This window comes from Flagellimonas marinaquae (assembly GCF_023716465.1).
Taxonomy (GTDB): domain Bacteria; phylum Bacteroidota; class Bacteroidia; order Flavobacteriales; family Flavobacteriaceae; genus Flagellimonas; species Flagellimonas alginolytica.
This window is the reverse complement of sequence record NZ_CP092415.1, coordinates 2,542,971-2,565,127: the sequence shown is the minus strand read 5'-3', so window position 1 is coordinate 2,565,127 and position 22,157 is coordinate 2,542,971. Positions and strand designations below refer to the sequence as shown.

Genomic DNA, 22,157 nt, shown 5'->3' with positions numbered 1-22,157 from the left:
GATACCCAAGTATAAATTATGGGCTTTTTATTGATTCCACGGATGGCTACAATGTAAAATCTTGAAAATCGAGCGGATCAAAGTTTTTGAAGTGCCCGTTCATCTCGATAACCTCTTTGGCACGGTTCACTTCGGTAAGTATACTGGTCGCAGCCTCCAAATGTGTTTTTATAAAGTTTAATCGATCGGTTTCCTTCTTAATAAGCAATAACTCATATTCTTGCTCAAAAGAAAGCCCCATTTTATGGGCTAGGGAGTAGCTGTTGAATTGTTTGGGCGATGTTTTGGTAAAGGGAACGTCCATAATATCGTAGAGCGCCTCAACCTTTTGAATCACTTCCTCCCTTAGACGATCATTTGCGTCATTTTCCGTTTCCAAAAACTCCACTTCGCCTCCAGCGTATAGCTTTCCTTCCAATTGTTTTTCAAAACTCAACACTTTAAAAACCTGACGCGCCACACATACCACGTCCATTTCACCGGATTCATAGGTATTTACAACTTCCACCAATTGCACTTCAGTTCCATAGTTGATGGCATTGTTGATATAGACCGGGATACCAAAAGTGAGCGCCTCATTCCTACAATCGTTGATCAATTGCTTATAACGATCCTCAAAAATGTGAAGTGGCACTGTTTCTCCAGGAAAAAAAACGGATTGTAGTGGAAATAAGGGTAGCTTCATAATTCCAATTTCCTCTAAAAATACAGATCAGAATCCAAAAGAACAACCTTATTTAAGTTTTGATGTTTTATTTAAAACATTTTGTTATATATTTATATTTTGAAATTTCTTTTTTGCGTAACCCACCTACAAAACCTAGTTTTGCTCAAAATATGTAATTAACATGAACTCTAAGGAATTACTTCAACTTACCGAACAATTTGGTGCACCATTATACGTGTACGATGCCGATAAAATCACATCGCAATATAAAAAGCTGACCAACGCTTTTAAAGGAGTGCCAAAGCTAAAGTTGAACTATGCTGCGAAAGCCCTTTCCAATATAAGCGTCCTTAGATTATTAAATAGTTTGGGTAGCGGTTTGGACACCGTATCCATACAAGAGGTCAATTTGGGCCTTTTGGCAGGCTTTAAACCAGAGTCCATTATTTTTACGCCAAACGGGGTTTCCCTGGAGGAAATAGAGGAAGCGGCCGCCCTTGGCGTTCAAATCAATATAGACAACCTCTCCATTTTGGAGCAATTCGGCAGCAAGCATCCAGACATTCCTGTATGTATCCGAATAAATCCGCACGTAATGGCTGGAGGAAATTCCAAGATTTCTGTTGGCCATATCGATTCAAAATTTGGCATCAGTATCCACCAAATACCGCATCTATTGCGTATTGTGGAGGTTACCAACATGAACATCAATGGCATACACATGCACACGGGAAGCGATATTTTGGATATTGATGTATTCCTCTATGCCTCTGAAATTTTGTTCGAAACGGCTAAAAATTTCAAAGATTTAGAGTTTATCGATTTTGGCAGTGGATTTAAAGTGCCATATAAAGCAGGGGACATTGAGACCAACGTTGATGAGTTGGGCAAAAAACTGACCAAAAAGTTCAATGCATTTTGCAAGGATTATGGCCGCGAACTGACACTTGCCTTTGAACCAGGAAAATTTTTGGTAAGCGAAGCCGGCTATTTCTTGGCCAAAGTGAATGTAGTGAAGCAAACCACTTCAACCGTTTTTGCAAGTGTCGATTCTGGTTTCAATCACTTGATTCGTCCAATGCTATATGGATCTAATCACGAAATAATCAACATATCCAATCCAAAAGGCAGGGAACGCTACTATTCTGTGGTAGGTTACATTTGTGAAACGGATACTTTTGGGAGTAACCGCAGGATCAACGAAATCTCGGAGGGCGATATACTTTGCTTTAGAAATGCCGGTGCGTATTGCTTTACCATGGCAAGCAACTACAACTCCAGATACCGCCCCGCTGAAGTACTTTGGTACCAAGGCAAGGCACATTTAATACGAAAAAGAGAAACTTTTGATGATATCCTGCGCAACCAAGTGGACATCAAGGATGTTTTTAATGTTCCGCAAGAGCAACCGGTAAAATAGAAGTAAGCCCTATCAAGCTGTTAAAATCAATACTTTTTTGGCATAATTTTCGTTAGTTTTGTAGAGATAAGACGACAATTGCGTCAAAAATAACGACTATGCGCTCAATTTTTACCCAAATCAGTTTACTTTTTATAGTATTGATAGGCTTTAACGCCCAAGCTCAAGAAATTAATTGGATTTCTTGGGATGAAGCCGTCCAGTTATCCAAAACGGATGCAAGCCCTAAAAAAATCTTTGTTGATGTGTATACCGATTGGTGTGGATGGTGCAAGAAAATGGACAAGAATACATTTCAAAACCCTGAGGTTTCCAAATATATGCAGGATAATTTCTATATGGTAAAAATGGATGCTGAAGGCAAAGACCCTATTGAATATCAGGGAAAAACCTTTAAGTACATACCTTCGGGCAGAAGAGGCTATCACGAGTTGGCAGCGGCGCTGTTGCAAGGGCGCATGAGCTACCCCACTGTAGTCTTCTTGGACGAAAAACTAAATATGCTTTCACCCGTGCCCGGTTATCAACAAGTGGAACCTTTTATGCAGATCGCCAAGTATTTTGGCGAGAACATCTATAAAGATCAAGACTGGAAAAGCTACGCTGGGAAGTAATTGCCCCCCAGCGTTTCAATATTTATCTACTATAATTTGGACTTTCTTTCGTAATAGTCACATCGTGCGGATGACTTTCGTGAATGCCGCTCGAAGTAATTTTTACAAATCGACCACTCTCTTTTAAAGTTTCGATATCTTTTGCGCCACAATACCCCATTCCAGCGCGCAGACCACCAATAAATTGGTGCATACTTTCCATTAACTCACCTTTGTAAGGTACGCGACCTACAATTCCTTCGGGAACCAGTTTTTTAATATCGTCCTCCACATCTTGAAAGTATCGGTCCTTGCTACCTTGCTTCATTGCCTCAACAGAGCCCATGCCACGGTAAGATTTAAATTTACGTCCCTCGTAAATTATCGTCTCGCCAGGCGATTCTTTTGTTCCTGCCAACAACGAACCCAACATTACTGTATCTGCTCCAGCTGCTATAGCCTTGGGAATGTCTCCGGTATACCGAATTCCACCATCGGCAATTACCGGAACCCCGGTTCCTTTTAGTGCAGCGGCAACCTCTAAAACTGCTGAAAACTGTGGGAAACCGACACCTGCCACCACGCGTGTGGTACAGATAGATCCTGGTCCAATACCTACCTTAACAGCATCCGCACCCGCTTCCACCAAATATCTTGCAGCTTCGGCCGTAGCAATATTACCTACCACGACATCCAATTCGGGGAAGGATTTCTTGACTTCCTTAAGTATACCCACCACACCTTTGGTATGCCCATGTGCCGTATCTATAATAATAGCATCGACCCCGGCTTTTACCAATGCACCGGCACGATCAACAGCATCTCCCGTTACTCCAATGGCAGCGGCTACGCGTAAACGCCCATATTGGTCCTTGTTCGCAATGGGTTTTTGGGTAAGTTTGGTAATGTCCCTAAAAGTGATCAGACCGACCAGTTCCTCCTTTTGATTGACCACAGGAAGTTTTTCGATCTTGTTTTCCTGAAGAATTACTTCGGCCTGTTGTAAAGAGGTGCCCTCTCCCACGGTCACCAAATTTTCAGAGGTCATTACCTCTGAAATAGGGCGACCATCGTTCTTTTCGAATCGGAGATCACGATTGGTTACGATACCGATCAATTTTTTTTCTGCGTCAACAATGGGAATACCACCAATACTATGCTCTTTCATGCTGGCTTTAGCGTCTCGTACAGTTGAATCCAACGGAAGTGTAACTGGATCCATGATCATTCCACTTTCCGCACGTTTCACTTTTCTGACCTTTAGCGCCTGGTCTTCTATGGTCATGTTTTTGTGAAGAACGCCAATACCACCCTCCCTTGCCATGGCAATTGCCATTCGGGATTCGGTCACAGTATCCATGGCCGCAGAAACAATGGGCACATTTATGGTAATGTTTTTGGTAAATCTTGATTGAATGTTGACTTCTCGGGGAAGTATTTCGGAATATGCCGGCACAAGAAGAACGTCATCATAAGTAAGTCCTTCGCCAACAATTTTGTTTAGGTGAGCTTCCATTGCAATTACGGATTAATTGCGTGCAAATATACCACTATTTTAAACAACGTCGAACCTACTAACACTTTATGTTTTTACATTTTTGATTTGGTCTTGCAGTATGTTGGTAGACTACCCAAAAATGTTAAATGCTCTGTCGTTAAATTTATTTATTCCAAATAAGCTTTGCTTTACCTAAAGTTAGTAGTAATTTTGCGCCGATTTTTTTATTTAAACTCAGTCTTAATTAACACAATGTATCGACTAACTACAATCATCGCATTTTTTTGTATCCTGCTTGTTTCCGGGCAACAGGCATCCAACAGTGATTCCACACTAATAGAATTGAACGAAGTGGTGCTATCCGCCAAAGTTATTTTTGGGAGCAAATTTGTCGCAAAAAACAGAACGGGTTCATCATACTACGTTTCTCCCGAGGAAATCAAAAAGTTTAATTATACCGATGTAAACCGAGTACTGCGTGCAGTTCCCGGCGTAAATATTTATGAAGAAGATGGCTTTGGGCTACGTCCCAACATCAGTTTAAGAGGAACTTCTCCCGAACGAAGCTCTAAAATAACCTTAATGGAAGATGGTGTCCTTATAGCTCCGGCACCCTACAGCGCACCCTCTGCCTATTATTTCCCCACCATTGCAAGGATGCAGGCCGTTGAAATTTTAAAGGGAAGCAGTCAGGTTCAATTTGGACCCTACACCACTGGAGGTGCCATAAATATGATCTCTACAGAAATTCCCGATAACTTCGGAATTTTTCTGAACAGTAGCTACGGAAGCTTTGATACTGGTAGAGTACATGCTCAACTTGGTGATAGTTACAAAAATTTTGGGTACTCTGTTGAATACCTCAACTACAATTCAAATGGATTTAAAAACCTTCGGAATGATGATAATACAGGGTTTGACAAGAATGATCTAGTTGCCAAGGTTAGGCTCAATACCAATGCAGAAGCTAAGCTTGGACAAGAGTTTGAGCTCAAATTTCAATACTCTGATGAAACTTCCCATGAGACTTACCTAGGACTTACTCAAGAAGATTTTAACGCCAATCCTTTCGACCGTTATGCTGGCTCCCAAAATGATGAAATGAATGCGGAACATTTTCAGGTAATGGGAACATACGCTTTAAAGTTCAATAATCAATTCAGGATTACCACAACCGGTTATTACAACGATTTTAGCAGAAACTGGTATAAGGTAGATTACGTTACCATTGATGGTGAACGGGAAGGTATCGGTACTATTTTTAACGACCCCAATACCTACGAACCCTACCTCGACCTGGTTAAAGGTTCATCAAACAGCGGTGCGAACGATTTCCTTAACTCCAGAAACAACAACCGTGATTATTTATCCACCGGTGTTCAAACCAAATTGGACTATCACTGGAGCGGAGCAAACACCTACCATGATCTGGAAATTGGATTGCGCTACCATTACGACGAAGAAGATCGCTTTCAATGGATAGACGATTACGCCATGGTAAACGGAAACATGGAATTGGTAAATGCCGGTATTCCCGGAACCAATGCCAACCGCATCAGCAGTGCCAAGGCTTTCGCATCATACGCCATGTACAAACTAAAAATAAACAACTTGACCTTGACCCCTGGTCTTCGTTACGAGAACATTTCATTGGAAAGATTGAATTACGGTACAGACGATGTACAACGTGCCGGCACCGATATTTCTGAAAGACGCAACAATGTTGATGTATTTATTCCCGGTATTGGTTTCAACTATAACTTTAATGACCTATCCGTTTTTGGTGGTATCCACAAAGGATTTTCCCCTCCAAGCAACCAACCCGGTGAAGACCCGGAAGAGAGCGTAAATTCTGAGCTGGGAACCCGATTCTCATTCTTAGGGATTTCTGGAGAAATTGTTGGTTTTTATAACGATTACAGTAACCTTTTGGGAAGTGATCTGGCCGCCACGGGCGGAACTGGTTCACTAGATCAGTTTAATGCCGGTGAGGTAAATGTACAAGGTGTGGAACTTTTGCTCAACTACAACATCTTGGAGAACAACCCAAATTTTCAATTGCCCCTCACGTTTGGATACACGTTCACCGATACAGAATTCATGAACGATTTTGGAAGCAATAACGACATTTGGGGTGAGGTTTCTTCAGGGGATGAGCTACCTTATATTTCCAAGCATCAGTTCAACACCTCTTTATCATTGGAGCACGATAAATTTGAGATAAACCTTAGCGGCAGATACAACGGAGCATTCCGAACTTTGGCGGGCTCAGGTCCCATACCTGCCAACGAGAAGGTAAGTTCAAATTTTATTATGGACTTTGGAGGCCGGTATAAATTCAACGACCACATAGCCCTTACTGCCAACATGATCAATCTATTGGATGAAAAATATGCAGTTGCCAGAGTTCCTGCCGGACTACGGCCTGGACATCCATTTGGGATCTATGCAGGAATAGAGCTCAAATATTAATTAATAGTTTGCTCAAAAGAAATAGAAGGCAATCCTTATGGGTTGCCTTTTTTAATGATATTCGGAAAACAATTCTGTCGCCTTATTGTAAGCAGCCTCAAAGACCATCCAGTTAACACCCGTATCAGCCTTTTCCGTCGTAAAATAGGAAAGCATTTTTTCCGTGGGCATGTTTCCGGTAAGCTCGTCCTTGGCCATGGGGCAACCACCAAAACCTTGAACGGCCCCATCAAAACGACGACAGCCTGCTTTGTAGGCTGCATCCACTTTCTCGTGCCATTTGGTCGGTGTGGTGTGCAAATGGGCCCCGAATTCGATTTCCGGGAATTTTGGAATCAGGTTGGAAAACAAATAGTCGATTACTTCGGGCGTGGAACTCCCAATGGTATCCGATAACGAAAGTATGCGGGCTCCCATTGCTGCTAATTTTTCCGTCCACTCGCCTACAATATCCACATCCCAAGGATCACCATAAGGATTCCCGAATCCCATAGAAATATAGGTGACCACTTCTTTATTGTGGGTGTCGGCCAATTCCAATATCCCTTTTAGGGTTTCCACGGACTGATCGATCGTCTTGTGGGTATTACGCATTTGAAAGTTTTCCGAAATAGAGAATGGAAAACCCAAATAATCAATGGCTGCGTGCTTACAGGCATCTTCCGCCCCTCTCACATTGGCAACGATCGATAGGAGCTTACTCTGTGTCCGCGACAAATCCAAACTGGCCAAAACCTCAGCAGTATCCCTCATCTGCGGAATAGCTTTTGGGGATACAAAACTTCCAAAATCGATGGTATCAAAACCACAACCCAACAAGGACTGGATGTATTTTACCTTTTCCTGCGTTGGAATAAAGGTTTTTATCCCCTGCATGGCATCCCGTGGACATTCTATGAGTTTTACTTTTGACATATGTATCCGTAAAAATACTACTTATTTATCCGATAGAAATAGATAAACCGCAATACCCATAAACACAATTATCTGCACCCATTTTAGGTATATCCCCGCTTTTTTATTCCCGGTCAAATAATTGGAAATACTACCGGCCAAAAAAGCTATTGTACCAAAGACCAATAAGGCCGAAAGCATGAAAAGTAGTCCAAGAGCGTAAAACTGAATCACGGTATCAAGTATATCACTGAATAAAAAACCTGGAAAAAATGCCAAGAAGAAAATGGTGACCTTAGGATTCAGGACATTCATGGTAAATCCCGTCCAAAAAAGATTCCTTGGTGATTTAGCAGGCTGCCCTTCTTTGTCGAGCATAATAGAGGCATCACTTTGATACACTTTATAGGCCAGAAACAACAGATACACGGCACCGAACAGCTTAATGGCAAAAAACAATGCATCGCTCCGTTTTATGATTTCAGAAACCCCAAATGCCAACAAGGTAGTGTGCACCAAACAACCGGACACCAAACCAAAAACTGTGGCCATTCCCGCTTTTGTACCGTTGCTGATACTTTGTGCCAACACAAAAATATTATCTGGACCCGGCGACAGGGCAAGGGCAATTGAGGACACCAAAAAACCGATCAATATGGGATAATTGATAGTTTCCAGAAACAAAACGAGACTTTGCATATAATTTTAGCCCATTTTTTCCAAAATGGCCTTGTTTATTTTTTTGATAAGCCCAGGACCCTCATAAATAAATCCGGTGTACAACTGTACCAAATCCGCTCCCGCCTCCAATTTTTCCATTGCATCTTCCGGGGAGTGGATACCGCCCACGCCAATAATCGGGAATGCCTTATTGCTTTTTTCCGACAAAAAGCGAATAACCGCTGTACTCCTTTGAGTCAAAGGTTTGCCACTCAGGCCACCTTTTTCTTCGGTTAAAATAAGGTGCGACTTCAACCCCTTTCTTTCTATGGTCGTATTGGTGGCGATCACCCCTTCTATTTGTGTATCCGTTACGATCGAAATAATATCCAGCAGTTGGTCATCTGTTAAATCCGGCGCAATTTTTAATAAAATTGGCTTTTCTTTCTTATTCAACTTTTTGGCCAGTTTACCATTGTGGATCTTTAGTTTTTTCAACAATTTGGTCAACGGTTCCTTATCCTGTAGCTCTCTGAGCCCGGGCGTGTTGGGTGAACTTACATTGACCACAAAATAATCCACATGTTCGAACAGGGCTTCAAAACATATCAGATAATCCTTGATCGCATCTTGGTTCGCAGTAATTTTGTTCTTCCCAATATTTCCCCCAACAATTACGCGATGTTTTTTCTTTAATTGTTCGACCGCTTCGAAAACCCCATTATTATTAAAACCCATTCGGTTAATAATGGCTTTGTCATCGAGCAGACGGAACAAGCGCTTTTTAGGATTTCCCGGCTGCGGTTTTGGTGTTACCGTTCCAATTTCCACAAAGCCAAAACCAAAATCGGAGAATTCGTTGTACAATTTGGCATCCTTATCAAAGCCAGCTGCCAATCCTACCGGATTTTTAAACTTGACCCCAAAAACCTCGCGCTCCAACCTAGGATCGTCCATGGCAAAAACACTCCTAAAAAGCCCGCCAAAACCAAGTTTGGAGAATAACTTAATTGCCGAAAAGGAAAAATGGTGCGCAGCCTCAGCATCAAGCAAAAAAAGTACCGGGCGGATCAAAAATTTATACATGCAAAATGGGATTTTGGACAAAAATAAAAACTCTTAAAACAGTTCTGGACAAATCGATCAATTTTCGTTGACCGACCTATTTATGTAGATAGGGCGTAAAGTTAGTTGATCGCACATTTTTACATATTTGTCATACTGGGATTCGGTAAACGTACTGAGCAGCCGTTTATCCATCATTCGAATATTCTGCCGCATGCTGTCCATTATCGTTGCATATTTTTTACTGACCGCCAGCAACACCTCCGGAGAGCTTTCTTCGTTCTTTTTCATTAAGAACTTAGCCTTGTCCTCCAAAATATCGTTACGCACTTTTAGCTCGGCACTCCAGTTTTTCAGGTTTTCACGCTGGACTTCCGTTAGCTCAAAAACTTTGGCAATGGTCTCATTATCACGCCCTCCAACACCCAAAATACAGTCCATTTGGGCAAAGCTGAAAACGCCGTAAAGTAAAAAAAGAGATGCTATTACAAATTTCAATGGTGGGTGCAATTATTTGGTTTCTGAAAGATAGGCATTAATGCCGATGATTTCTAAAATTGCATTTGAATAAGCATTATTTTTGATGAAAATGCCCAACGAACATGGATAAATTATTAGCTCGATTCTTGGAATATGTGACCACGGATACCCAAAGTGACCCCTACTCCAAAACCACCCCTAGCACCGAAAAACAATGGGACCTCGCCAAAAAACTGGTGATGGAGCTCCATCAAATTGGTATGCAAGAGGTGTCTATTGATGAGAATGCCTACATCATGGCCACCCTGCCGAGCAATGTTGAAAAAAAAGTACCGACCATTGGTTTTATTTCACATTTTGATACCTCTCCCGATTTTTCTGGAAGGAATGTGAAGCCACAGATCATTGAGAATTACGATGGGAAGGACATTGTATTGAACAAATTAAAAAATATTGTTTTATCTCCCGATTATTTTGAGGACCTAAAAGCATACGAAGGTCAAACTTTGATTACCACGGACGGAACCACATTGCTTGGAGCGGACGATAAAGCCGGTATTGCTGAAATAATCACGGCTATGGAATACCTGATCCAACACCCCGAAATAAAACACGGCACTATCCGGATAGCTTTCACGCCCGACGAAGAAATAGGTCGCGGAGCCCATAAATTCGATGTGGAAAAATTTGGTGCCGAATGGGCCTACACTATGGACGGCAGTCAAGTAGGTGAACTGGAATACGAGAACTTTAATGCGGCCAAAGCAAAAATTTTGATTACCGGGAAGAGTGTGCATCCTGGGTATGCCAAGAACAAAATGATTAATGCCATTGGCATTGCCAACGACTTTTTAACGCACTTACCACCGAGCGAAGTGCCGGAACACACTACAGGTCGGGAAGGTTTTTTTCATGTACATAAAATTAAGGGTGAAATTGAGAAAGCAGAAATAGAGCTGATAATCCGGGATCACGATGCAGTTCATTTTCAGGCAAGAAAAGACCTCCTAGTGGATATACAGGCCAAACTCAACAAAAAACATGGGGAATACATAGAATTGAGCATAGAAGACCAATACAAAAACATGAGGGAGAAAGTAGAGCCTGTCTTCCATATTGTGGAAATCGCCGAAGAGGCCATGAAATCACTACAAATAGAACCGATCATAAAACCGATTCGAGGGGGAACGGACGGTTCCCAACTAAGCTTTATGGGACTACCCTGCCCCAATATTTTTGCTGGCGGCCATAATTTTCATGGCAAGTACGAGTACGTTCCATTGGAAAGCATGGAAAAAGCGGTAAAGGTCATCGTAAAAATTTGCGAACTTACAGCAAGTCAAATCAAGTGAGAATGGACAAATCCGAAAAAATAAAAGGTTATTATGAGAAGGAGCATCCCTTTAGGGATGGTATTGCCCTATTAAGGGAATTGGCCTTAAAATCTGGCGCTGAGGAGGATTTTAAATGGAGTATTCCCGTGTATACTTGTAAGGGTAAAAATGTTTTCGGCATCAGCAAGTTCAAGAACTATTTTGGGGTATGGTTCTTTAACGGAGCATACTTAAAAGACCCAAAAAATGTACTGGAAAATGCACAGGAAGGCAAAACCAAAGGCATGCGCCATTGGAAGTTCCACGATTTAGATGAAGTGGACAAAAAAACCGTGTTGGATTACATGAAAGAGGCCTTGGAAAACCAAAAAAAAGGTTTAGAGATCAAACCTGAAAAATCCAAAAAGGTTGTTATTCCCGAGTTATTGTTATCCGAATTGACCAAAAATCCACAATTACAGGTTGATTTTGAGAAGTTTACGCCCTACAAGCAAAAGGAATTCTGTGAATATATTGCCGAGGCCAAACAGGAGAAAACGAAACTACGAAGATTGGAAAAGATTATCCCTATGATCAAGGACGGGGTCGGGCTGAACGACAAATACCGCTAAGCAACATCCCGGTTATTTAAATTCTGTTTTTCGGTACCAACCATTTACCTACCCCATAGTTCACTTTTAATCTTTCTTCGGGAAGGGTCCTAGTACATCCATAGCAAAAAAAAACGTCCCTTGAAATTTTAACTTCCAAGGGACGCCTTAATATGTATATCTTAAAAATACGCTTACTTTTTTTCTGCGGGTTTGTTCAACTTTTGGCTCATTTCCATGGAAATGGCGGAACGGTCGAATTTTAATCGGCCAGCCATGGTTTCGATAACACAGGAAAAATCCTTGTCGTTCAGTTCCACTATTTTGCCGTGCAATCCACTTTTAGTGATAATTTTATCACCCTTTTTCAATTCTGAAGCGAATTTTTTCTCATCCTTCTGACGCTTGATCTGTGGGCGAATCATAAAAAAATAGGCCACTGCAAAAATCAATATCAGAGGTAAAAATTGTCCTAGGTTTTCCATTGAGGTCTTTTAATTATTTAACAGGACCCGCTGGAACTGCTCCAGGCGCCTGTACAAAAGCTTTGATTCTTAATAGCTCCGAACCTTTGGCCGTATTTGCTGTTACCGTAATGGTCTTTGTAACCTGATTTTGACCAGAACCATTGAACCTTACAGTAAGCTCACCGGTCTCTCCCGGTGCAATAGGTTCTTTTGGCGGATTTGGAACTGTACAACCGCAGCTACTCTTGGCATCGGTAATAATTAGTGGGGCATTACCCGTGTTGGTGAAAGTAAAAACAGTTTCTTGAGCTGCACCCCTTTCTATGGTACCAAAATCGTGCTCGGTCTTTTCAAAAGTCATTACCGGCACCATTTTATCTGCTTCATCTCTGTTAACGGCGCTTTCAACATTGTCAGCAACTATTTTTTCAGATGCTTTGTCCTTGCATGATACGCTGGTTAGGGCAACCACCATGATCAAACTAAAAATTGTTGTTATTTTTTTCATGATTAAAATTTGTTTTTCCAAAATTAAGGAATAATTGTTTACTGTAGACCCCTTCCTATTTTTTGCAGTCTTCCATCGGTTTTGTATTCCTTGGCCAATTTATCCAAAACCCCATTTATAAATATGCTGCTCTTGGGAGTGGAATACTCCTTGGCTATCTCCAAGTACTCGTTCAGGGTTACTTTTTCGGGAATCGATGGGAAATTGAGCAGCTCGCAAATTGCCATTTTTAGGATGATGGAGTCAATCTCCGCGATTCTGTCGTTGTCCCAGTTCGGTGTTTTTCCCTCGATTTCTTTTTCCCATTTGGCATCGTTGAGCAAGGTCTTGGTCAACAGGTCGTTTGCAAAGTCCATATCCTGTTGATCTTTTAACAATGCCGGTAAAAAGAAACGGTCACCGGAATCTGGTTTGGCCTTCTTTAAACGTTTTACCAAAAATGTATTTACAATTGGAAAATCGTCTACCCAGGTCAATTTATCATCTTCAAAATAATCGTAGATTTTTTCGTTAGGGGCAATAATTTCCTTGAACAGTTGTATCACCAACTTACGGTCGTCCGAATAACTGTCGTCTCCGCTCAACATGTATTCCTTGTAAATGTCACTGGTCACGATCGCTTTGTGTATGATCTTCACATACTCATCGTTCAAATACCAATTGTTCAATTTGCGATCGGACAGTTCGCTCTTCAATGCTTCGTTGTTCACCAATTGCAACAACAGTCGGTTTTTTACAAATTTTCGGGGATCGGGGTATGTATCTTCTTCCGTGGCCACATATTTTTTGGATGCATGGTTCACATGTTTTTCCGCCAAACGGTGAAGTTCGGCCAAGAGGCTTAAAATCAAAAGATACAGAACGTACATATTGTCTATACTTACTCGCAGGAACTTTTCTTGTTTTTGCAAAGAATCGTCCTTGGATTGCACCAATGCATATATGCACTGCATAACTTTTACTCTAATGTGCCTTCTGGTGAGCATGTTTAAAGAACTTTTAAAGTGATTGTTCGGCTTTCACACGGCAAAAGTAATCTTATATTTGAATCTTACCTACCAAAGTTGTTTTCTTATCAGTTTTATAACATTTACTTTGTACGGTATGGTATATCTTTGCGGGATTGTCCGCAAATTTGGAAGCTAAAATTGCCTTTCTCCAATATGAAGGAACTTAAACACCTAAATAAATACTTTAAAAAATACTGGCTCAAATTGTTACTGGGGATTTTGATCACCATTATTGCCCGTGTTTTTTCCCTCATCATGCCATCGTATGTGAACAAATCCATACAGGCTGTCGAGGATTTTGCCTCAAACGCAATCAACTTATCGGAAGCAAAAGGATTGTTGTTGCAATATATTTTGGTTATCGTCGGAGCCGCAATTTTATCAGGTCTCTTTACTTTTTTAATGAGACAGACCATTATAAATGTATCCCGATATATCGAATACGATCTTAAAAATGAGGTTTTTGATCATTACCAACTGCTCAGCCTTAACTTTTATAAAAAAAATAGGATCGGGGATTTAATGAACCGGATAAGCGAAGATATCAACCAGGTTCGATTATATGGTGGCCCTGCCATAATGTACGGCATCCAAACCCTAACACTATTTGTCTGTTTGATACCCTTAATGTTTATAAAAGCACCCACGCTTGCAGCATACACCTTACTGCCACTCCCCATTCTATCCGTTCTGATCTACCAGATCAGTAAAATAATACACAAAAGGAGCACCAAGGTACAAGAGTATCTTTCCACACTTTCCACGTTTACCCAGGAATCGTTTTCAGGAATATCCGTGATCAAGGCCTACAGTATTGAGCCAAGGATAAATAGCGAATTAAGGGAGCTGGCACAAGAAGGCAAGGATACCAGTATGGCACTTGCAAAGGTAAATGCCTGGTTTTTTCCTTTAATGATCCTATTGATCGGAATAAGCAATGTTTTTGTAATCTATATTGGCGGGCAACAGTACATAAATGGCGAAATTGAAACCATAGGGATCATCGCAGAATTTATTCTTTACGTTAACATGCTTACGTGGCCCGTTGCCATAGTAGGTTGGCTTACTTCTATAGTACAAAGGGCTGAAGCCTCTCAAAAGCGTATCAACGAGTTTTTAAAGGAAGAACCCTCCATTCTGAACAAAGTGAAGTCCCCGACCCCGATTGTGGGCAATATCGAATTCAAAAATGTAACCTTTACCTACGAGGATACAAATATTACTGCATTGAAAAATGTATCCTTCTCCATAAAAGCAGGAGAAACTGTTGCTATTTTAGGCAAAACAGGCTCGGGAAAATCCACCATATTGGATTTGGTCGCACGTTTGTACGATACTTCCTCCGGTGAGGTGTTGATCGATGGAGTTCCCGTCCAAGACCTTAATTTGGACAGCCTTCGCAGTTCCATTGGTGCCGTGCCACAGGATGCATTCCTGTTTTCGGATACTATTGAGAACAATATCCGTTTTGGTAACGAAAATGCATCACACAACGACATTGTGGAGGTTGCAAAAAAAGCTGTGGTACACAAAAATATTGAAGGATTTGCCAAAAAGTACCATACAATTTTAGGGGAACGTGGAATTACATTGAGCGGTGGTCAAAAACAACGGGTATCCATTGCCCGGGCATTGTTAAAAGACCCCAAGATCTATCTTTTTGATGACTGCCTCTCCGCAGTGGATACCGAAACCGAAGAAGAAATCTTGAACAACCTAAAAAGGGTTTCCGAGAGCAAAACTACGCTGATCGTTAGCCATAGGGTATCTTCTGCCAAGAACGCCGACAAGATCATTGTGCTCGACAAAGGAAAGATTATTCAACAGGGCACCCACGAGGAACTGAACAATACCGAAGGGTATTATAAAGAGCTCTATATTGACCAACTCTCTGGTAAAGAATCATAAAAAAGTTGCTGAATTAGCTTTTTTTTCACATTTTTGGTACTAGAATTCAACATAGTACCAAATACACTATACCATATGGGCCAGAAAGATACAATGGATCAGGAAGAGATTTATTCGAAAGTCTTAAGAGCAGGGAGAAGAACCTACTTTTTTGATGTAAGAAGTACCAAGGCCGGAGATTATTACCTTACCATCACAGAAAGTAAAAAGTTTACGCACGATGATGGTTCTTTCCATTACAAAAAGCACAAAATCTATCTTTATAAAGAAGATTTTAGCGCTTTTCGGGAAATAATGGAAGAGATGATGGATTACATTATCGATGAAAAAGGTACCGAAGTAATTTCCGAACGCCACCAGAAAGATTTTAAAAAGGAGGAAGAAAGCTTCAGCGAAAACGGAAGCCCTTCCGAGAACAACTTTACCGATGTAAGTTTCGACGACATCTAAAAAAGTTATTCCCTTTAAAATTAAAACGACCTGTTTTTCTGCAGGTCGTTTTTTATTTTTGTACTGCTCGTAATTTTTGCAACATAAAACCCAGGAAACATGGCACGCACTCCTAGCAATATGCTTCCCCTAGGCACACAAGCCCCCGATTTTGAACTGTGGGACACCGTATCGGCACAAACCCTTTCTTTAGTAGATATGAAAGGGGAAAAAGGCACTGTGGTCATGTTTATATGCAACCACTGTCCTTTTGTGGTCCATGTAAATTCCATGCTGGTCAAACTGGCCCAAACATATCAGCAAAAAGGCATTAACTTTATTGCCATCTCCAGCAACGATGTGGAAAACTATCCGCAAGATGCCCCCCATTTAATGACGGTGAAAGCCAAGGAAGAAGGCTATCCTTTTCCATATCTGTACGACAAGACCCAGCAGGTCGCCAAGGCATATGATGCTGCCTGCACACCCGATTTTTATCTTTTTAATTCGGATATGAGACTAGTTTATAGAGGTCAGTTAGATGATTCCAGACCTGGAAACAACATACCCTTGTCCGGTACCGACCTAAAAAATGCAATGGATGCCGTTCTGGAAAACAAGGAGGTATTTCGGGATCAAAAACCCAGTTTGGGCTGTAATATTAAATGGTCGACCTACTAAATTGCGTTATGGATTCCGCTGCTCTAACCATACAACCAACAGACAGCTATAATCTTGGCACTTATTTAGAGGTTGCAATAGCATCCTACAGTGAGCATTATTGTCATTTATGGCAGCACAACGACCCTTCACCTTATATTTCGAAATGGTTAACGAAAGAAGTGGTCTTTGAAGAACTACAGGACCCCGATACATTGAATTACATCGTATACCATAATACTGTAGCTGTCGGTATCCTAAAATTGATAATAAACTGCGGAATCGATGAAATTCCTGATACGGACGCCATAAAAGCGGAAAAAATCTATCTACTCAAAAAACACTCAGGTAAGGGAATTGGCAAACAATTGCTTCTTATTATTGAGGAGATGGCTGTAAAATTAAATAAAAAAGTGGTTTGGTTGGATACCATGAAAAAGGGAAATCCTATTCATTTTTATAAAAACAATGGCTACTCCATTAAAAGAGAAAGCGAAGTTGTGCTTCCGAATGTAAAGCCCTCGGAAAAGCACATGTGGATTTTGACCAAAACCCTTTAGCCTACCAACCCTCCCGTTCAATTAAATTTTTTATTTGGGTATAATGATGCGTTCCATGCCATGCATATCGTCCAATATTTTCCTTGAGGGTGGATTGCAGGTTTCCATCGGGGTGAACAAATGATCGCTGTAGATCCTCCTCGGACAAACCCTTTATCAAAAAAACTAGTTTTGCGTGTACTGCTTTTAAATGATCCAACGACATTTGAACCGGAGCGGTACGGCTATCAAAAAGTTCTGCCCACTCTTTTTCATTGTATGGCTTTATAACAGGCGTATTTTCCGTTAAGGCCCATTTAAACCGAATATAGCTATTGTGGTGGCTATCGGAAATATGATGCACCAGTTGCCTAACCGTCCATCCTCCGGGGCGGTAAGGAGTTTCCAATTGATCGGTCGAAAGTGCGGAGACCAAATCGCTCAACTTCCCCGGTAATTCTTCCAAAACGGCTATCCATCCCTCCAAATGGCTACTCGAAATGGTTTTCGGCACTTCGAATTTACCAATCGGATATTTTAATTGTTCCAAAGTTTCTTTTTCCATGCCTTAAAAATAAGAATCTTCGTTTAGCTAAAGCTAGCATCCCAAGGGATTCTTTCTAAGATTTTAATACAGTTTTAACTGATACATAATAATTTGACCAAATAATCTAGTAATTTTGTAGAGTACTTTTTATAAACTTTAAAATCTAAAATATATGGCAACTTTAAGATTAGGGGATACCGCTCCGGATTTTACCGCGGTTACCTCCCAAGGAACACTTAATTTTTATGAATATTTAGGAGATAGCTGGGGCATCCTGTTTTCGCACCCTGCGGATTTTACCCCTGTCTGCACCACGGAATTAGGCACTGCCGCCAAGTTTAAGGACGAATTCGACAAAAGAAACGTAAAAATGATGGCCCTAAGTGTAGATGGTGCCGCATCGCACATGGATTGGATAAAGGACATAAACGAAACCCAGAATACCGAAGTCAACTTTCCCATAGTGGCCGATGTGGAAAGAAAAGTATCCGACTTGTACGACATGATTCACCCAAATGCTGATGACACCCTTACTGTTCGCTCCGTATTTATTATAGATCCCGATAAAAAAATTAAACTTACCCTAACCTATCCGGCCTCCACAGGACGTAATTTTTACGAACTGTTGCGAGTAATCGATTCTTTGCAATTGACCGCAAACCACAAAGTAGCCACTCCTGCCAACTGGAAAAATGGCGAAAAAGTGGTGGTAAGCCCAGCAATTCCAACGGAAGAGGCCAAGGGAATCTTTACCAAAGGGGTCGAGGAAATTAAGCCATATTTACGATTGACGCCGGACCCTACAAATTAATTTTAATTAATATTTGAAAAAAAACCTGATACCCAATAAATTAAACGTACCTTTGGAGCCAATTAATTTTTTTCAATTTATATTATGAGTAAAGGAACAGTAAAATTCTTCAATGATTCTAAAGGTTACGGATTTATCACTGAAGATGGTTCAAACACAGATCACTTCGTACACATTTCAGGTTTGATCGATGAAATTAGAGAAGGTGATGTTGTAGAATTCGAACTACAACAAGGTAAAAAAGGATTAAACGCCGTTAATGTACAAGTTGCGGAATAAGTTATAGCATACTTTTTTATAGTTAAGGCCCGAGCAATGCTCGGGCCTTTTTTATTTTTTTAAATCCCTACGCAACCATTTTCTTTTTTGCTATCTATTGGGTAAACAAGCTTTGTTCCCCACAACCATTAAACCTATAGCAATGAACACCTTTTTTGGAGTACTCACCTTCCTTTTGATCGTAAATGCGTTACTATTGGCCTGGAGTGTAAACGGTTCTAAAAAGTAGCTTAATTTTTAACACGGACAATAGGTAGGGTTTTTTAACGTTGAATTGTTACGGAATAAACACTTACAACCATGACCACTTTTTTTAGCGTACTATTAGTTCTGCTTGCCCTTAATTTTTGTTTATTGCTATTGAGCGTAAACCGGGCCAAATAAAAAAGCTTCCATTTCTGGAAGCTTCACCTATATAATCTAAGAAGGATTATTTTATTTTACATTCATTAACTCCACGTCAAAAATCAGTGTAGCATTGGGAGGAATTACCCCTCCGGCTCCTGCGCTACCATAAGCCAAATGGGATGGAATCACAAATCTGGCCTTATCCCCTACTTGCAATAGTCCAATACCCTCGTCCCATCCGGGAATTACTTGCCCTACACCAAGAGCAAAATCTATGGGTTGATTTCTTTTGTAGGATGAATCAAAAACCTGACCGTTGGCCAATGCACCTTCATAATGTACGGACACGGTTTTACCTTTTTCCGCTTTAGAACCGCTTCCCTTTTGGATAATTTGGTAACGTAGTCCACTATCGGTCTTTCCAAAACCTGCAGCCAATTTTTCCATTTCCGCCTCGGCTTGAGCCTTTTGCTCGGCTATACGTTTTTCCCTGGCTCCCTCGAACGTTCGAAAAGCCTCAATGGCATTCCATTTTTTGGCCTCTTCACCAACTCGTACAATTTCCAAAGTTTCTATAGCGTCCCCTTGTGCAATGGCATCTACAATATCCTGACCTTCCGCCACCTTTCCAAACACTGTGTGCTTGTTGTCCAACCAAGGTGTGGCCACATGGGTAATAAAAAACTGGCTTCCATTGGTTCCGGGTCCGGCATTGGCCATTGAAAGTACACCGGGACCATCATGTATAAGGTCGGGATGGAACTCATCATCAAACTTATAACCAGGGTCCCCGGTCCCTGTTCCTGTTGGGCATCCGCCCTGTATCATAAAATCGGCGATTACTCTATGGAACTTTAAGCCATCGTAATATGGTTTGCCCTGTGGTTTTACGCTGTTCTCCATATTTCCTTCTGCCAGTGCAACAAAATTGCCCACGGTCCCCGGTGTTTTATCGTGAGTAAGTTTTACCAAAATTTCACCTTTGGTGGTATTGAATTTTGCGTAGATTCCGTCTTGCATTGTATCTTGATTAATAGATTATTAGAATACGTGGTTCTCGGATTTTTCCAAGGCTGCAAAGATAGGGCTTTATGCTTTAGGTCAAAAAACGGGAGTGTAGATTCAATGTACCATCGACCATTACAATAAAAGCTTTTGGGATGTCACATTGACCATTTTATGCTCTATTGATCGGTGAATCCATACAAAATATTTTTTTTTGAAATGAGAAAGTAAATTGAAACAACCAATATTCTCAATTAGGCGCTTACCTTCCGGCAAAAGAAAAAAGGTATATCTTTGACCCACAATTAACTGGTTGCCATTACAGTTAATTCTATATCTGGTAACATAAAAAATTTACGCAATACCAGATAAAACAAATACTGGTTCAACCTCAGCATGTTTGTGAGTATCCCAATTGCACTCCAAGCTAAACTTTATACTTTAATTAAATCAAAAATGAGGAAAACAGGTATTGTTCTATTGTATGTTTCGAGCATTTTAATGTTTATTGGAGGTCTAGGAGATCAGTTTATTACCCATTATTTGGATGTCCATCTAAATTATCTTGGAAATCCAGAGGACTCCGAACTATTTAGAAAAGCAGAAAGTTTATCAATGCTAATGCTACATTCCGCAGGTGGAGGATTAATGTCTGCGGGAACATCCATGTTCGCTTTAACGCACTTTGGAATCAGAAAAAATTTATCCTGGTCCACTTGGACCTACCTTTTTGTGGCTCTAATTGCGCAGGGCATAAATGGTTATGGAATGTATTCGGCCGGATCTCATTTTTGGTATCCTATAATTGTCTTGTTTTTAGCTATTTTGGGGATACTTTTAACACTATTATTTTCTACCACCAATGGATAAGGTAAAAATTGAATTCGAAATGGAGCCGTTAAACGGCGAACTCCCCTACAGATTACTGTTGTTGGCCGACGAATCGAAAGCGGTAATTGACACCTACATAAACCATTGTGAAGTTTTTATCCTTGAACAAAACCATAAAACCATAGCAGTAGTCGCCATTGAACAACTTAATAAATCGGTGATCGAGATAAAAAATATTGCTGTTGACAAAGCATATCAAAATAAAGGCATTGGCAAAAACATTATAAATTGGGTAAAGCGATATTATCAAAAAACGGGGAAGCAGGAAATTTTGGTAGGCACAGGAGATGCATCTGTTTTACAACTATTATTTTACCTAAAATGTGGTTTCGAAATGGACTCAATTAGGAAGTCGTTCTTTTTAAAAAATTACGATATGCCCATTTACGAAAACGGAATTCGATTAAAAGATATGATAGTGCTCAAATTAGTCCTTTAAAACACTACGCGACAATTAAACTGTAATTTTTGCACATCTTTTTGTTGGATATAACACAAATCCGATAAGCCTTCTTTCTCCTCATCCCATAAAATTTGTGGAACTTTGCATTTAAAACCATAGCAACATGAAAGAGAATACATATCCCAAGTCCTTTTCCCATATCGGAATAACGGTTCCAGACATTAAAAAAGCTGTTGAATTTTACGAAAACGTTATGGGTTGGTATGTTATAATGCCTCCATCCACAGTAAAGAAAGAGACCGACACCGCCATTGGACAAATGTGCATAGATGTTTTTGGAGAGGATTGGGAAGAATTTGAAATTGCCCACATGTCCACTTCGGATGGTATTGGAATTGAACTGTTCGCCTTTTCACACGGAAAAAAAGAAGCTCCCGAGTTTAATCCATTCAATACTGGACTTTTTCACTTTTGCGTGCAAGATCCGGATATTGAAAATTTAACCAAAAAAATAGTCGAGGCCGGCGGTAAACAGAGAATGCCCATTAGGGAATATTATCCCAATGAAAAACCGTATAAAATGGTCTATGTGGAAGATCCTTTTGGGATTGTCTTTGAAATCTACACCCATAGCTACGAATTGACCTATTCTTCTGGGGCTTATCAAAAATAAGGTTCG

At 40.6% G+C, this 22,157-nt stretch carries 25 protein-coding genes; 14 read left to right on the top strand and 11 right to left on the bottom strand.

The genetic code is table 11. The features are described 5' to 3' along the window. Positions 1 to 46 precede the first annotated feature (46 nt). The gene (locus MJO53_RS11490) at positions 47 to 685 is read right to left on the bottom strand and encodes an LON peptidase substrate-binding domain-containing protein (protein WP_224835189.1); all 639 of its coding nucleotides are present in this window, start codon (positions 683 to 685) and stop codon (positions 47 to 49) included. Between the two features lie 163 nt (positions 686 to 848). Here MJO53_RS11490 and lysA point away from each other — a divergent pair, with 163 nt between their 5' ends. Continuing rightward, positions 849 to 2,087, top strand: a complete 1,239-nt coding sequence (lysA, locus tag MJO53_RS11485) for a diaminopimelate decarboxylase (protein WP_224835190.1) — start codon at positions 849 to 851, stop codon at positions 2,085 to 2,087. Positions 2,088 to 2,185: 98 nt separating this feature from the next. After that, complete coding sequence (locus MJO53_RS11480) at positions 2,186 to 2,701, top strand: thioredoxin family protein (RefSeq protein WP_252079172.1); 516 nt, start codon at positions 2,186 to 2,188, stop codon at positions 2,699 to 2,701. Between the two features lie 22 nt (positions 2,702 to 2,723). On the opposite strand, the gene guaB is transcribed toward MJO53_RS11480, so the two are convergent. Next, positions 2,724 to 4,196 carry an IMP dehydrogenase gene (gene guaB, locus MJO53_RS11475; RefSeq protein ID WP_252079171.1) on the bottom strand — a complete coding sequence of 491 codons (1,473 nt, stop codon included), beginning with the start codon at positions 4,194 to 4,196 and terminating at the stop codon, positions 2,724 to 2,726. A 234-nt stretch (positions 4,197 to 4,430) separates the two neighbouring features. On the opposite strand from guaB, the gene MJO53_RS11470 reads away from it, so the two are divergent. Further along, a complete protein-coding gene (locus tag MJO53_RS11470) occupies positions 4,431 to 6,650 on the top strand; it encodes a TonB-dependent receptor family protein (protein WP_252079170.1) in 2,220 nt (739 codons plus the stop codon). A gap of 51 nt (positions 6,651 to 6,701) precedes the next feature. Here MJO53_RS11470 and MJO53_RS11465 read toward each other — a convergent pair whose 3' ends face one another. From MJO53_RS11465 to MJO53_RS11450, 4 genes are read right to left on the bottom strand one after another with little or no spacing between them, the layout of a single operon-like run. After that, positions 6,702 to 7,565 (bottom strand): hydroxymethylglutaryl-CoA lyase, encoded by an 864-nt coding sequence (locus MJO53_RS11465; protein WP_252079169.1) that lies wholly within the window; start codon positions 7,563 to 7,565, stop codon positions 6,702 to 6,704. A 21-nt stretch (positions 7,566 to 7,586) separates the two neighbouring features. Beyond that, positions 7,587 to 8,243: a LysE family translocator gene (locus MJO53_RS11460; RefSeq protein WP_252079168.1), complete on the bottom strand. Its 657-nt coding sequence runs from the start codon at positions 8,241 to 8,243 to the stop codon at positions 7,587 to 7,589. Between the two features lie 6 nt (positions 8,244 to 8,249). Beyond that, positions 8,250 to 9,290 carry a quinone-dependent dihydroorotate dehydrogenase gene (locus tag MJO53_RS11455; RefSeq protein WP_252079167.1) on the bottom strand — a complete coding sequence of 347 codons (1,041 nt, stop codon included), beginning with the start codon at positions 9,288 to 9,290 and terminating at the stop codon, positions 8,250 to 8,252. Between the two features lie 57 nt (positions 9,291 to 9,347). Continuing rightward, positions 9,348 to 9,710 (bottom strand): hypothetical protein, encoded by a 363-nt coding sequence (locus tag MJO53_RS11450; protein WP_252079166.1) that lies wholly within the window; start codon positions 9,708 to 9,710, stop codon positions 9,348 to 9,350. Between the two features lie 161 nt (positions 9,711 to 9,871). Here MJO53_RS11450 and pepT point away from each other — a divergent pair, with 161 nt between their 5' ends. Together pepT and MJO53_RS11440 are read left to right on the top strand one after the other, a co-directional pair. After that, on the top strand, positions 9,872 to 11,101 hold the full coding sequence (gene pepT / locus MJO53_RS11445) for a peptidase T (RefSeq protein ID WP_252079165.1): 1,230 nt from the start codon (positions 9,872 to 9,874) through the stop codon (positions 11,099 to 11,101). 2 nt (positions 11,102 to 11,103) lie between these two features. Further along, the gene (locus MJO53_RS11440; protein ID WP_252079164.1) at positions 11,104 to 11,694 is read left to right on the top strand and encodes a YdeI/OmpD-associated family protein; all 591 of its coding nucleotides are present in this window, start codon (positions 11,104 to 11,106) and stop codon (positions 11,692 to 11,694) included. Positions 11,695 to 11,867: 173 nt separating this feature from the next. On the opposite strand, the gene yajC is transcribed toward MJO53_RS11440, so the two are convergent. The 3 genes from yajC to nusB are packed head-to-tail and all read right to left on the bottom strand — an operon-like array spanning position 11,868 to position 13,634. Further along, positions 11,868 to 12,158: a preprotein translocase subunit YajC gene (gene yajC, locus MJO53_RS11435; protein ID WP_252079163.1), complete on the bottom strand. Its 291-nt coding sequence runs from the start codon at positions 12,156 to 12,158 to the stop codon at positions 11,868 to 11,870. Between the two features lie 13 nt (positions 12,159 to 12,171). Beyond that, positions 12,172 to 12,648, bottom strand: a complete 477-nt coding sequence (locus MJO53_RS11430; RefSeq protein ID WP_224835201.1) for a DUF1573 domain-containing protein — start codon at positions 12,646 to 12,648, stop codon at positions 12,172 to 12,174. Positions 12,649 to 12,686: 38 nt separating this feature from the next. Next, complete coding sequence (gene nusB, locus MJO53_RS11425) at positions 12,687 to 13,634, bottom strand: transcription antitermination factor NusB (protein WP_224835202.1); 948 nt, start codon at positions 13,632 to 13,634, stop codon at positions 12,687 to 12,689. 177 nt (positions 13,635 to 13,811) lie between these two features. Here nusB and MJO53_RS11420 point away from each other — a divergent pair, with 177 nt between their 5' ends. The 4 genes from MJO53_RS11420 to MJO53_RS11405 all read left to right on the top strand — a co-directional run bounded on the left by MJO53_RS11420 (position 13,812) and on the right by MJO53_RS11405 (position 17,215). After that, entirely contained in the window at positions 13,812 to 15,566 is a 1,755-nt protein-coding gene (locus tag MJO53_RS11420) for an ABC transporter ATP-binding protein (protein WP_252079162.1), read from the top strand. A 75-nt stretch (positions 15,567 to 15,641) separates the two neighbouring features. Further along, positions 15,642 to 16,016 (top strand): PUR family DNA/RNA-binding protein, encoded by a 375-nt coding sequence (locus MJO53_RS11415; protein ID WP_224835204.1) that lies wholly within the window; start codon positions 15,642 to 15,644, stop codon positions 16,014 to 16,016. Between the two features lie 99 nt (positions 16,017 to 16,115). Continuing rightward, entirely contained in the window at positions 16,116 to 16,676 is a 561-nt protein-coding gene (locus tag MJO53_RS11410) for a thioredoxin family protein (protein WP_224835205.1), read from the top strand. An 8-nt stretch (positions 16,677 to 16,684) separates the two neighbouring features. Further along, on the top strand, positions 16,685 to 17,215 hold the full coding sequence (locus MJO53_RS11405; RefSeq protein WP_252079161.1) for a GNAT family N-acetyltransferase: 531 nt from the start codon (positions 16,685 to 16,687) through the stop codon (positions 17,213 to 17,215). Between the two features lies 1 nt (position 17,216). Here the strand turns inward: MJO53_RS11405 and MJO53_RS11400 are convergent, their stop codons facing one another. After that, positions 17,217 to 17,759, bottom strand: a complete 543-nt coding sequence (locus tag MJO53_RS11400; RefSeq protein ID WP_252079160.1) for a YfiT family bacillithiol transferase — start codon at positions 17,757 to 17,759, stop codon at positions 17,217 to 17,219. A 154-nt stretch (positions 17,760 to 17,913) separates the two neighbouring features. Between MJO53_RS11400 and MJO53_RS11395 the strand changes: the two genes are divergently transcribed. Further along, a complete protein-coding gene (locus MJO53_RS11395; RefSeq protein WP_224835208.1) occupies positions 17,914 to 18,552 on the top strand; it encodes a peroxiredoxin in 639 nt (212 codons plus the stop codon). Positions 18,553 to 18,636: 84 nt separating this feature from the next. Beyond that, the gene (locus MJO53_RS11390; protein WP_127142008.1) at positions 18,637 to 18,831 is read left to right on the top strand and encodes a cold-shock protein; all 195 of its coding nucleotides are present in this window, start codon (positions 18,637 to 18,639) and stop codon (positions 18,829 to 18,831) included. Positions 18,832 to 19,266: 435 nt separating this feature from the next. Here MJO53_RS11390 and MJO53_RS11385 read toward each other — a convergent pair whose 3' ends face one another. Then, a complete protein-coding gene (locus tag MJO53_RS11385; RefSeq protein WP_252079159.1) occupies positions 19,267 to 20,199 on the bottom strand; it encodes a peptidylprolyl isomerase in 933 nt (310 codons plus the stop codon). Positions 20,200 to 20,640: 441 nt separating this feature from the next. Between MJO53_RS11385 and MJO53_RS11380 the strand changes: the two genes are divergently transcribed. The 3 genes from MJO53_RS11380 (at position 20,641) to MJO53_RS11370 (ending at position 22,151) form a co-directional block, all read left to right on the top strand. Continuing rightward, positions 20,641 to 21,054: a hypothetical protein gene (locus tag MJO53_RS11380; RefSeq protein ID WP_252079158.1), complete on the top strand. Its 414-nt coding sequence runs from the start codon at positions 20,641 to 20,643 to the stop codon at positions 21,052 to 21,054. Then, entirely contained in the window at positions 21,047 to 21,514 is a 468-nt protein-coding gene (locus MJO53_RS11375; protein WP_252079157.1) for a GNAT family N-acetyltransferase, read from the top strand. The genes MJO53_RS11380 and MJO53_RS11375 overlap by 8 nt, the downstream gene beginning before the upstream one ends. 127 nt (positions 21,515 to 21,641) lie before the next feature. Further along, positions 21,642 to 22,151, top strand: a complete 510-nt coding sequence (locus tag MJO53_RS11370) for a lactoylglutathione lyase family protein (RefSeq protein WP_224835212.1) — start codon at positions 21,642 to 21,644, stop codon at positions 22,149 to 22,151. Positions 22,152 to 22,157 lie beyond the last annotated feature (6 nt).